We start from the raw sequence: 11,983 nt of genomic DNA, 5'->3' as shown, positions 1-11,983 counted from the left end.
CTCCACCGACAGCGCCCGCTCCCCCGCGGCCCGGGCCACCCGGGCGCGCAACCGGTCCGCGGCCGCGCCGCGCTGCCCCGTGGACCCCGCGGGAGCACCGGCCGGGCGGGGCGCGGGGCGACGGGCGCGCAGGTTGGCCTCGAAGGGCAGCAGGCGCTCGTGCCAGAGCCGGGCCACGAGCGCGGGCAGCGGGTCGGGAGCGCCCCGCGGGCGGCGGGGGTTGGGCAGCAGGACGTCGGCGGCGGCGCGGCGCTGCTCGTCGCCGGCCTGGGCGGCCAGCCGGGCGCGGGCGTCCTGCGCGCGCATGCCCCGCTCCTGCACCAGCCGGCGCACCCGCTCCTCCTCGGGGGCCTCGACGACCACGACGAGCGGGTAGCCCGGTGCCGCTCCGGTCTCCACCAGGAGCGGGACGTCCTCGACGACGACGGCGTCGGCGGGGGCGGCGGCGGCCAGCTCGGCGCGGCGGGCGGCGACGAGCGGGTGCACGATCGCGTTGAGGGCGGCGCGGGCCCCGTCGTCGCCGAAGACCAGCCGGCCCAGCGCGGGCCGGTCCAGCTCCCCGTCCGCGGTCAGGACGCCGGGGCCGAAGCGCTCCAGCACCGCCGCCAGCCCCGGGGTGCCGCGGGCCACGACCTCGCGGGCCAGCACGTCGGCGTCCACCAGCACGGCGCCCAGCTCGAGGAGCTGGCGCGCCACCGTCGACTTGCCCGCCCCGATGCCTCCGGTCAGTCCCACGCGCAGCACCCCCGACACGCTAGGGGGCCCGCCCGGACGACGTCCGGACGGGCCCCCTGGTGCTCGGGTGCGGGAGGGTCAGCGCACCCCGCCGCGGCGCTTGTTGAAGACGTCGAAGGCGACGGCCAGCAGCAGCACGAGGCCCTTGATGACCTGCTGCAGGGACTGGTCGACACCCAGCAGCTGCATGCCGTTGGAGATGACGCCGACGAGGAGGCCGCCGATCATGGCGCCCTGGACCTTGCCGACGCCGCCGGTGACGGCCGCGCCGCCGATGAAGGCGGCGGCGATGGCGTCGAGCTCGAAGCTGTTGCCCGCGCTGGGCTGGGCGCCGTTGGAGCGCGAGGAGAAGATGACACCCGCGACGGCTGCCAGGAAGCCCATGTTGACGAAGATCCAGAAGTTCACCCAGCGGACGTTGACGCCGGAGAGCATCGCCGCGGAGAGGTTGCCGCCGATGGCGTAGACCTGGCGGCCGAACACCGAGGACCGCATGACCACCGAGTAGGTGAGGATGAGCACGGCCAGGATGATCAGGACGATCGGCAGGCCGCGGCTGTTGGCCAGCTGCCAGGCGAAGGCCATGACGACCGCCGCCACCAGCACCAGCTTGAGGATGAACAGCGGCAGCGCCTCGACGACCTGCTGGTAGCGGACCTTGGCGACGCGGGTGCGCACCTGGCTGGCGGCGAACGCCAGCACCGCGAAGGCCGCGATGAACAGGGTGAAGGCGTCGTAGCCGTAGCCGCCGAAGATCGGCGGCACGAAGCCGGTGGCGACCTTGGTGTACTGCGCCGGGAACGGCGACAGCGAGACGTTGTCGAGGACGTAGAAGGTCAGGCCGCGGAACAGCAGCATGCCCGCGAGGGTGACGATGAACGCCGGGATGCCCACGAAGGCGACCCAGAAGCCCTGCCAGGCGCCGATGACGAGACCGACGGCGAGGGCCGCGAGCACACCCACGTACCATGCCTGGCCGTTGCCGATGACCAGCTGGGCCGAGATCGCCCCCGTCAGCGCGACGACCGAGCCGACCGACAGGTCGATGTGGCCGGCGACGATGACGATGAGCATGCCGATGGCCAGCACCAGCACGTAGGAGTACTGCAGGACGATGTTCGTGATGTTGCCCGGGCTCAGCGAGAGCCCGTCGGTGAGCACCGCGAACAGCAGCACCACGACGACGAAGGCGACGTAGATGCCGCTCTCGCGCAGGTTCTGCGACATCGCCTTGAGGGGGTTTGCGCTGCCGGTCCGGGCAGCCGGCGCCTGCTTCGGCGCGGTGGCGGTGCTGCCGCTCATGCGGTGTGCTCCTGGGTCTGGTCGATGGTGCTGTTGACGGGAGGGGTCCCTGCGCCGGCCTGGGCGCCCGCCGCGGCGAGCTTCTTGTCCTTCGTCATGAGGCTCATCAGGCTCTCCTGGCTGGCGCCCGCCGCCGCGACCTCACCGGTGATCCGGCCGGCCGACAGGGTGTAGATCCGGTCCGAGATGCCGAGCAGCTCGGGCAGTTCGGAGGAGATCACGATGACGGCCTTCCCGGCCGCCACCAGGCGGTTGATGATGGTGTAGATCTCGTACTTCGCGCCGACGTCGATGCCCCGGGTGGGCTCGTCCAGGATGAGGACGTCGGGGTCGGAGTAGATCCACTTGCTCAGCACGACCTTCTGCTGGTTCCCGCCGGAGAGCTTCCCGGTGAGCGCCGCGACGGTCGGTGCCTTGATGTTCATGCTGCGCTTGCTGTCCTCGGCGACCTTGATCTCCTCGTTGGAGTTCACGAAGCCGGCGGTCGACAGCTTGTCCAGCGCGGCGGCGGAGACGTTGCGCTTGATGTCGTCGATGAGGTTGAGGCCGAACTTCTTGCGGTCCTCCGTCGCGTACGCCAGGCCGTGCTTGATGGCCTCGCGGACGCTGCGGGTCTGGATCGGCACGCCGCGCTTGTAGAGCTGACCGCCCAGGTAGCGGCCGTAGGAGCGGCCGAAGACGCTCATCGCCAGCTCGGTGCGCCCCGCACCCATGAGGCCCGCGATGCCGACGACCTCGCCGGCGCGGACGCTCAGCGTGGCGCCGTCGACGACGCGGCGGTCCTGGACCGGGTGGCCCACGGTCCAGTCCTCGATGCGCAGCACCTCCTCGCCGGGGTGCGACTCGCGCTCGGGGTAGCGGCTGTCGAGGTCGCGGCCGACCATCCCGCGGATGATGCGGTCCTCGGTGACGGCGTCGGCGCGCATGTCGAGGGTCTCGATCGTCCGGCCGTCGCGGATGATCGTGACGGAGTCGGAGATGGCCTCGATCTCGTTGAGCTTGTGCGAGATCATGATGCTGGTCATGCCCTCGGACTGCAGGATGCGCAGCAGCCCCAGCAGGTGCTCGGAGTCGTTGTCGTTGAGCGCGGCCGTCGGCTCGTCGAGGATGAGCAGCTTGACGTCCTTGCTCAGCGCCTTGGCGATCTCGACGAGCTGCTGCTTGCCGACGCCCAGCTGGCCGATCGGGGTGGTCGGGTTCTCGTCGAGACCGACGCGGGCGAGCAGCTTGGAGGCCTCGCCGTTCGTCTTGTTCCAGTCGATGAGGCCGCCGCGGCCCTTGACCTCGTTGCCGAGGAAGAGGTTCTCCGCGATCGACAGGAACGGCACCAGGGCGAGCTCCTGGTGGATGATGGCGATGCCCGCCTTCTCGCTGTCGGTGATGCCGCTGAACGTCGAGAGCTGACCGTCGAACCAGATCTCGCCCTCGTAGGTGCCGTGCGGGTACACGCCCGAGAGGACCTTCATGAGGGTCGACTTCCCGGCACCGTTCTCGCCGCAGATCGCGTGCACCTCACCGCGCTTGACCGACAACGACACGTCGGAGAGCGCCTTGACCCCGGGGAAGGTCTTGGTGATGGAACGCATCTCCAGGATGTTGGGGTGCGTGCTGGCTTGGGTGTTGTCGGTCATCGGTGAACCGTCGTCCCTCATGGCTGTGCGGCCGTCCTGGCCGGCCTCTGGATGGTGGGAACAGTGCAGCGTCCCCGCCCCCCGGAGGGGGCGGGGACGCTGCGGGGGATCAGCTGCCGGCCTTGCCGGCGTCGACCTCGGCCTGGGTGTAGTAGCCGGTGTCGACCAGCGCGGAGGTGACGTTCTCCTTGGTGACCGGCTCGGACTCGAGCAGGTACGAGGGGACGACCTTGACGCCGTTGTCGTACGTCTCGGTGTCGTTCGCCTCGGGCTCCTGGCCCTCCAGGATCGCGGTCGAGGCGGTGACGACCTGCTCGGCGAGCTTGCGGGTGTCCTTGAAGATCGTCGAGTACTGCACGCCGTCGTTGATGAGCTTGACGGAGGCGATCTCGGCGTCCTGGCCGGTGATGACCGGGATCTTCTGGGCGCCCGTGCCGTAGCCGGCGTTCTGCAGGGCGGTGATGATGCCGCGGGAGATGCCGTCGTAGGGCGAGAGCACGCCGTCGACCTTGCTGCCGTCGTTGTAGGCGGAGGTCAGCAGGTCCTCCATGCGCTTCTGCGCGACCTCCTGCTGCCAGCGCAGCGTCGCGGCCTGGTCGATCTTCGTCTGGCCCGACTTCACGACGACCTGGCCGGAGTCGATGAACGGCTGGATGGCGTCGATCGCACCGTCCCAGAAGAACTGGGCGTTGTTGTCGTCCAGCGAGCCGGCGAAGAGCTCGACGTTGAAGGGCCCGGTGGCGGTGCCCTTGGAGCCGTCGGGGTTGAGCAGGCCCAGACCGGTGAGCAGCGAGGTGCCCTGCTGCTGGCCGACCTTGTAGTTGTCGAAGGAGACGTAGAAGTCCACGTCGGCGCTGCCGCGGATGAGGCGGTCGTAGGAGATGACCTTGATGCCCGCGGCCGCGGCCGAGGACAGCTGGCTGCTCAGCGCGGTGCCGTCGATGGCGGCGACGATGAGCAGCTTGTCGCCCTTGGTGATCATCTGGTCGATCTGCTGCGACTGCGTCGGGATGTCGTCGTTGGCGTACTGGAGGTCGACCTTGTAGCCGGCCTTCTCCAGACCCGCCTTGACGTTGTTGCCGTCCGCGATCCAGCGCTCGGAGGTCTGCGTGGGCATGGCGACGCCGACGGTGATGTCGGACGTGTCGCCCGACGACCCGGTGCTGTCGCCACTGCTGGAACCCGCACCGCCACCGCCGCAGGCGGCGAGGGTCAGGGCGAGGCCGGCACCGAAGGCGGCCAGGGCACTGCGGCGATTCATCACGGCGGAACTCCTCTGTACCTCGTGAAGCCGTGCGCGTCAGCGCGCGGCAGGTAGACGTGCGCCGTGGTGGCGCGAAGGGGGATGTACTGCGGGGCACGAGCTTCCTCGTCCCAGCGCCCGGCAGCGGGTGATCTGGTGCCGCCATTGTTAACGTTGCCAAACGTCGTCGTCAAGCTGTTCACCCGGACGGCGCCGGTGCGGGTCCGGTCGGGCGCACTCCGTCCCGGCACGTGTCGCGCTGGGTTACCCTGACCCCGCGAGGTCGACGCAGACCGACCCTCCCTCGCCCCACCCAGCCCGGCGTCTCACCGACGAACTGCCGGGCACCCCTGACAGGCAGGAAGTGGCATGTCCTCCTCCGAGGAACCCCGGGTGGTGCACCCGCGCGGGTCCGGGGGCGCCTCCGAGGTCCCCGAGGCGCGGATGCCCGTGCTCGCCGACGTGGCCCAGCTGGCCGGCGTCTCGCAGCAGACGGTCTCCCGGGTCGTGCGCGGCAGCGGCTCGGTGGCCCGCCGCACCCGCGAGCGGGTCGAGCAGGCCATCGCCGAGCTGGGCTACCGCCCCAACGTGGCCGCCCGCACCCTGGTGACGCGCCGCTCGCACCGCATCGGCGTCGTCGCCGCCAACAGCTCGCTGTACGGCGCCGCCACCACGCTCGCCGGCGTGCAGGAGGCGGCGCGCGCCGAGGGCTACTCCGTCTCCCTGGTGATGCTGCCGGACCTGTCCCCCGCCAGCGTCCAGGGCGCGCTGGAGGAGCTGCGCGCGCAGTACGTCGACGGCGCCATCGCCGTCGTCCCCGAGGACGCCTCGCAGGAGGCCGTGCGCGCGGCCGAGGCCGCCTTCCCCTGCGTGCTCGCACCCGGCCTGGACGGGGCGGGGGTGCCCGACGCGTACTGGGCCGAGGTCGCCGCCGCCCGCGAGGCCACCCACCACCTGCTGGACCTGGGCCACCGCACCGTGCACCACGTCGCCGGCCCCTCCGACTGGGCGGAGTCCCGCGCCCGCTCCACGGGGTGGCGGACCGCGCTCGTCGAGCGGCTGCGCACCGTGCCTCCCCCGCTGCGCGGGGACTGGTCGGCGGCCTCCGGCTACGCCGCCGGCCGCCGGCTGGTGGACCTGGGGGCCAGCGCCGTCTTCGTCGGCAACGACCACATGGCCATCGGGGTGCTGCGGGCGCTGGCCGAGGCCGGCCTGTCGGTGCCGGGCGACGTCAGCGTCGTCGGCTTCGACGACGTGCCGGAGGCGGCGTACCTGTCGCCGCCGCTGACCACGGTCCGCCAGGACTTCACCGAGATCGGCCGCCGCTGCGTGCGGGTCCTGCTCGGCCGCCTGCACGACCACGTCGTCGAGCCGGGCGAGGTCACGCCGTCGCTGGTGGTGCGCTCGAGCACGGCGCCGCCCCCCGCCCTCGCGGCGGACAGCGGCGCGCCGGGCACCGCCGACGCCACGGCCGGCTGACGCACCGCCGCACCCACCGCTCCGCGAACGCACGAAGGCCCCGACCGGAACCCGGTCGGGGCCTTCGCGCAGTCGCCGCGACGTCAGTGCTGCGACGTCAGCCGTTCAGCTCACTGACCGCCGGTGAGCTTCTCGCGCAGGGCGGCCAGGGCCTCGTCGGACGCGAGCGTGCCCGCGGCCTCCGGGGCCTCCGAGGTGTAGGAGGACGGCGCCGAGCTGCTGCTGGAGCTGCTGCTCGAGCTGCTGCTGGAGGTCGCCGGAGCGGTGACGCCCTCGGCCTCGGCGCGCGCCTCGGCCTCGGCGGCCTCGGCGACCTGGCGCTTGTGGGCCTCCCAGCGCTCGTGGGCGAGCGCGTACTGCGTCTCCCACTCCTCGCGCTGGGTCTCGTAGCCCTCGAGCCAGTCGTTGGTCTCGGGGTCGAAGCCCTCGGGGTACTTGTAGTTGCCCTGCTCGTCGTAGTCCGCGGCCATGCCGTACAGCGACGGGTCGAACTCCTCGCCGGCGGCGGCGAGGGACTCGGTGGCCTGCTTGAGCGACAGCGAGATCCGGCGACGCTCGAGGTCGATGTCGATGACCTTGACGAAGATGTCGCTGTTGACCTGGACGACCTGCTCCGGCACCTCGACGTGGCGCTCGGCCAGCTCGGAGATGTGGACCAGGCCCTCGATGCCGTCGTCGACGCGCACGAACGCGCCGAACGGGACGAGCTTGGTGACCTTGCCCGGCACGACCTGCCCGATGGCGTGGGTGCGGGCGAACTGCTGCCACGGGTCTTCCTGCGTCGCCTTCAGCGACAGCGAGACGCGCTCGCGGTCCATGTCGACGTCGAGGACCTCGACCGTGACCTCCTGGCCGACCTCGACGACCTCGGAGGGGTGGTCGATGTGCTTCCAGGACAGCTCGGAGACGTGGACGAGGCCGTCGACGCCGCCCAGGTCCACGAACGCGCCGAAGTTGACGATCGAGGAGACGACGCCGGAGCGGACCTGACCCTTCTGCAGGGTCGTGAGGAAGTTCTGGCGCACCGCGGACTGGGTCTGCTCGAGCCAGGCGCGGCGGGACAGGACCACGTTGTTGCGGTTCTTGTCCAGCTCGATGATCTTGGCTTCGATCGTCTGGCCCACGTAGGGCTGCAGGTCGCGCACGCGGCGCATCTCGACCAGCGAGGCGGGGAGGAAGCCGCGGAGGCCGATGTCCAGGATGAGACCACCCTTGACGACCTCGATGACGGTGCCCTCGACGACCTCGTCGGCCTCCTTCTTCGCCTCGATCGTGCCCCAGGCGCGCTCGTACTGCGCGCGCTTCTTGGACAGGATCAGGCGGCCTTCCTTGTCCTCCTTCTGGAGGACCAGGGCCTCGACCTCGTCGCCGACGCCCACGACCTCGCTGGGGTCGACGTCGTGCTTGATCGAGAGCTCTCGCGAGGGGATGACGCCCTCGGTCTTGTAACCGATGTCGAGGAGGACCTCGTCACGGTCGACCTTCACGATGGTGCCGGAGACGATGTCACCGTCGTTGAAGTACTTGATGGTCGCATCGACCGCGGCCAGGAACTCCTCAGCCGACCCGATGTCGTTGATCGCGATCTGAGGGGTGGTGCCCGCCGGAGCGGTCGTCGTGGTCGTCATGGAGGTAGGGACTCCGTCAGGGACACTCGTAGGGTCACGCCCGGGGGCTCCCGGCCGTCACGGCGCCGGGATCGTTCCGGATGGAGGGACGGTCGGCGGGCGCGCGCCGCTCCAGCCTACTCGTGCGGGCAGCGGGGGGCAAAGCCCCCCGCCCACCGCGCCGGGCGGGGATCGGGGACGATCGGGGCGTGGACCTCCCCGAGCAGCCCAGCGTCGGCCGCCGCCCGGTGTCGGCGGCCGAGACGGTCGCCGCCCAGCGCGCGTGGTGGGACGCCGAGGCGAGCGCCTACCGCGCCGAGCACGGCGCCTTCCTCGGCGACGGGCGGCCCGGCTCCGACCTCGTCTGGGGCCCGGAGGGCCTGCGCGAGGCCGACGCCGGCCTGCTGGGCGAGCTGAGCGGGCGCACGGTGCTGGAGATCGGCGCCGGGGCCGCCCAGTGCGCGCGCTGGGTCGCGGGCCGCGGGGCGCGCGTGGTCGCCACCGACCTGTCGCTGGGGATGCTGCGCGAGGGCCGCGCCGCGCAGCGCGGCGCCGGGGCGGGCGGCGAGGGCGAGGAGGCCGCGCCGGCGGTGCCGCTGCTGCAGTGCGACGCGCGCGTGCTGCCCTTCGCCGCGGACAGCTTCGACGTCGTCTTCACCTCCTACGGCGCGCTGCCGTTCGTCGCCGACGCCGACGCCGTGCTGGCCGAGGCCGCCCGCGTGCTGCGCCCCGGCGGGCGCTTCGCGGCGAGCGTGCCGCACCCGGTGCGCTGGGCGCTGCCCGACGTGCCGGGACCGCAGGGGCTGACGGCGACGCACTCCTACTTCGACCGCCGCCCCTACGTGGAGGCCGACGAGCACGGTCGCGTCACCTACGCCGAGCACCACCGCACCGTCGGCGACTGGGTGCGGCTGTTGCGCGCCGCGGGCCTCGTCGTCGCCGACCTCGTCGAGCCGCCGTGGCTGGCCGGCGACGCCGTCTGGGGCGGCTGGAGCCGGCTGCGCGGGGAGCTGCTGCCCGGCACGCTCGTCCTCGTGGCCGACCTGCCCGCCTGAGCACCGCCCGCCCGGGCCGCGGTCAGTGGCCGGCCTCGTGCCAGGAGCGGCCCACCCCGACCGAGACCTCCAGGGGCACCGCCAGGTCCGCCGCGCCCGCCATGGTGCGGCGCACGAGGTCCTCCAGCTGCTCGCGCTCGCCGTCGGCGACCTCCAGCACGAGCTCGTCGTGCACCTGCAGCAGCAGCCGCGAGCGCAGCCCCGCCGCGCGCAGCCCCGCGTCCAGGTCGAGCATCGCGACCTTGATGATGTCGGCGGCCGAGCCCTGGATGGGCGCGTTGAGCGCCATGCGCTCGGCCATCTCCCGCCGCTGCCGGTTGTCGCTGGTCAGGTCCGGCAGGTAACGGCGACGGCCCATGATCGTCTCCGTCCAGCCGACCTTGCGGGCCTCCTCGACGACGCCGTGCAGGTAGTCGCGCACGCCGCCGAAGCGCTCGAAGTAGTCCTCCATGAGGCCCCGGGCCTCCTCGGTGGAGATCTTCAGCTGGTTGGAGAGCCCGAACGCCGACAGCCCGTAGGCCAGGCCGTAGGACATCGCCTTGATCTTGGCCCGCATCTCCCCGGTCACCTCCGCCGGCGGGACGCCGAAGACGCGGCTGCCCACGAAGCGGTGCAGGTCCTCCCCGGAGGCGAAGGCGCTGATGAGGCCCTCGTCGGCGGACAGGTGCGCCATGATCCGCATCTCGATCTGCGAGTAGTCGGCCGTCAGCAGGCGCTCGAAGCCCTGGGAGCCGGCCGCGGGCGTCCCGACGACGAAGGCCTCGCGGATGCGGCGGCCCTCCTCGGTGCGGATCGGGATGTTCTGCAGGTTGGGGTCGGTGGACGACAGCCGGCCGGTGGCGGCGATCATCTGCTGGAAGGTGGTGTGGATCCGGCCGTCGTCGGCGACGGACTTCTGCAGCCCCTCGACGGTCTGGCGCAGCCGCGAGGCGTCGCGGTGCTCCAGCAGGTGCGCCAGGAACGGGTGCTCGGTCTTGACGAAGAGCGCCGCGAGCGCGTCGGCGTCCGTGGTGTACCCGGTCTTGGTCCGCTTCGTCTTGGGCATCCCCAGCTGCTCGAAGAGGACGGTCTGCAGCTGCTTGGGCGAGCCGAGGTTGATCTCGGTGCCGATGACCTCGTAGGCCAGCCGCTGGGCCTGCTCGACGCGCTCGGCGAAGTGGCGCTCGAGCTCGTCGAGCAGCCCGGTGTCCACGGCGATGCCGACCTGCTCCTGGCGGGCCAGCACCCCCACCAGCGGCAGCTCCACCTCCTCCAGCAGGCGGGTGCCGCCGCGCTCGGCCAGCTCCCCCGCCAGCACGCCGGCCAGCTCGGAGATCGCCAGCGCGCGGACCATGCCCTCCTCCGCGCGGGCCTGGTCGCTGCCGCCCACCGGGCCGTCGCCGCCGTCGAGGACGAGCTGCTCGTCGCCGGCCGCGTCCACGGCCTCGGGCACGGAGCCCTCGGCGCGCAGCTCCCGCTTGAGGTGGCGCACGGCGAGGTCGGCCAGGTCGTAGCTGCGCTGGTCGGGCCGGCACAGGTACGCGGCCAGCGCGGTGTCGAAGTCGACGCCGGCCAGCTGCCAGCCGCGGGCGCGCAGCGCGTGGCTGGGCCCCTTGACGTCGTGGGCGACCTTCGGCCGCTGCGGGTCGGCCAGCCAGGCGGCCAGCGCCTGCTCGTCGGCGCTCTCCAGCGTCGTGGGGTCGATCCACGCGGCGACGCCGTCGGCGCCGGCCAGGGCCAGGCCGGTGACGTCGCCGGTGCCGCGGCTCCACTCCCCCGCGACGTGCAGGCCGGTGCGCTCCCGGGCGTGCTCGGCCAGCCAGGGGCCCACCTCGCCGGCGAGCAGGACGGCGCCGTCGACGCCGAAGCCCGCCTCGGCCTCCGGCTCGGCGGACTCCAGCGTGGCGAACAGGCGGTCGCGCAGGACCCGGAACTCCAGGCCGTCGAAGACCGTGTGGACCTGCTCGCGGTCCCAGGCGCGGCGCACCAGCTCGGGCACCGAGGCGTCCAGCGACAGGTCGCGCACGAGGGCGTTGAGGCGGCGGTTGCGGATGACGCCGTCGAGGTGGGCGCGCAGGCTCTCGCCCGCCTTGCCCTTGATGAGGTCGGCGTTGGCGATGATGCCGTCCAGGCCGTCGTAGGTGCCGATCCACTTCGCGGCGGTCTTGGGGCCCACGCCCGGCACGCCGGGCAGGTTGTCGGAGGTCTCGCCGACGAGGGCGGCGAGGTCGGGGTAGCGCTCCGGGGGCACGCCGTACTTCTCCTCGACGACCTCGGGGGTCATGCGGACCAGGTCGGAGACGCCCTTGCGCGGGTACAGGACGGTGACCTCGGGGCGCACCAGCTGCAGGGCGTCGCGGTCGCCGGTGGAGACGAGCACGTCGTAGCCGGCCGCGACGGCCTCCTCGGTGAGGGTGGCGATGACGTCGTCGGCCTCGTAGCCCTCCTTCTCCACCACCCGCACGCGCAGCGCCGCCAGGACCTCCTTGACGAGCTCGACCTGGCCGCGGAACTCGTCGGGGCTCTTGAGGCGGTTGGCCTTGTAGTCGGAGTACGCCTCGGTGCGGAAGGTGCTGCGGGAGATGTCGAACGCGACGGCCAGGTGGGTGGGCTCCTCGTCGCGCAGGACGTTGATGAGCATGGAGGTGAAGCCGTAGACGGCGTTGGTGGGCTGCCCCGTCGTCGTGGCGAAGTTCTCCACCGGCAGCGCGTAGAACGCCCGGTAGGCCAGCGAGTGCCCGTCCACGAGCAGCAGCCGGGGCCGCGCCGGGGCGGCACCCTTGGCCGGGGTCTTCGCCGACCTCTTCGCCGGCGCCTTGGCGGGCTTCCCCGCGGCGGTGGTCGGGGCGGTCTGCTGCGCGGCCGTCGCGGCGGGGGCTGTCACGTCGGCAAGGGTAGTTCGCCCCTGCGACACCGCGCCCCGCCGCGCTGGCGGGACGCGCCCGACCCCGG

The 11,983-nt window shown here is 72.4% G+C and carries 8 protein-coding genes; 2 read left to right on the top strand and 6 right to left on the bottom strand.

The window, feature by feature from the left end:
* From coaE to chvE, 4 genes are all read right to left on the bottom strand, one after another.
* Nucleotides 1-744 (bottom strand): dephospho-CoA kinase (coaE, locus tag GTQ99_RS12470; RefSeq protein WP_166616058.1); only part of this gene is annotated, 744 nt, incomplete at its 3' end.
* Between the two features lie 69 nt (nucleotides 745-813).
* On the bottom strand, nucleotides 814-2,037 hold the full coding sequence (mmsB, locus tag GTQ99_RS12465; RefSeq protein WP_166616057.1) for a multiple monosaccharide ABC transporter permease: 1,224 nt from the start codon (nucleotides 2,035-2,037) through the stop codon (nucleotides 814-816).
* Nucleotides 2,034-3,668, bottom strand: a complete 1,635-nt coding sequence (gene mmsA, locus GTQ99_RS12460; protein ID WP_166616056.1) for a multiple monosaccharide ABC transporter ATP-binding protein — start codon at nucleotides 3,666-3,668, stop codon at nucleotides 2,034-2,036. Before mmsA ends, mmsB begins: the two co-directional genes overlap by 4 nt.
* A 109-nt stretch (nucleotides 3,669-3,777) precedes the next feature.
* The gene (gene chvE, locus GTQ99_RS12455) at nucleotides 3,778-4,929 is read right to left on the bottom strand and encodes a multiple monosaccharide ABC transporter substrate-binding protein (protein WP_166616055.1); all 1,152 of its coding nucleotides are present in this window, start codon (nucleotides 4,927-4,929) and stop codon (nucleotides 3,778-3,780) included.
* A gap of 351 nt (nucleotides 4,930-5,280) precedes the next feature.
* Between chvE and GTQ99_RS12450 the strand changes: the two genes are divergently transcribed.
* A complete protein-coding gene (locus GTQ99_RS12450) occupies nucleotides 5,281-6,390 on the top strand; it encodes a LacI family DNA-binding transcriptional regulator (protein WP_166616054.1) in 1,110 nt (369 codons plus the stop codon).
* Between the two features lie 110 nt (nucleotides 6,391-6,500).
* Here the strand turns inward: GTQ99_RS12450 and rpsA are convergent, their stop codons facing one another.
* Nucleotides 6,501-8,018 (bottom strand): 30S ribosomal protein S1, encoded by a 1,518-nt coding sequence (gene rpsA / locus GTQ99_RS12445; RefSeq protein ID WP_166616053.1) that lies wholly within the window; start codon nucleotides 8,016-8,018, stop codon nucleotides 6,501-6,503.
* Between the two features lie 80 nt (nucleotides 8,019-8,098).
* On the opposite strand from rpsA, the gene GTQ99_RS12440 reads away from it, so the two are divergent.
* A complete protein-coding gene (locus GTQ99_RS12440) occupies nucleotides 8,099-9,052 on the top strand; it encodes a class I SAM-dependent methyltransferase (RefSeq protein ID WP_166616052.1) in 954 nt (317 codons plus the stop codon).
* Nucleotides 9,053-9,074: 22 nt separating this feature from the next.
* Here the strand turns inward: GTQ99_RS12440 and polA are convergent, their stop codons facing one another.
* Nucleotides 9,075-11,915 carry a DNA polymerase I gene (polA, locus tag GTQ99_RS12435; RefSeq protein ID WP_166616051.1) on the bottom strand — a complete coding sequence of 947 codons (2,841 nt, stop codon included), beginning with the start codon at nucleotides 11,913-11,915 and terminating at the stop codon, nucleotides 9,075-9,077.
* Between the last annotated feature and the right edge of the window lie 68 nt (nucleotides 11,916-11,983).

This window comes from Kineococcus vitellinus (genome assembly GCF_009906315.1).
Lineage (GTDB): Bacteria > Actinomycetota > Actinomycetes > Actinomycetales > Kineococcaceae > Kineococcus > Kineococcus vitellinus.
Note: the sequence above shows the minus strand (reverse complement) of the source record. Positions and strands in the feature narration are given on the sequence as shown.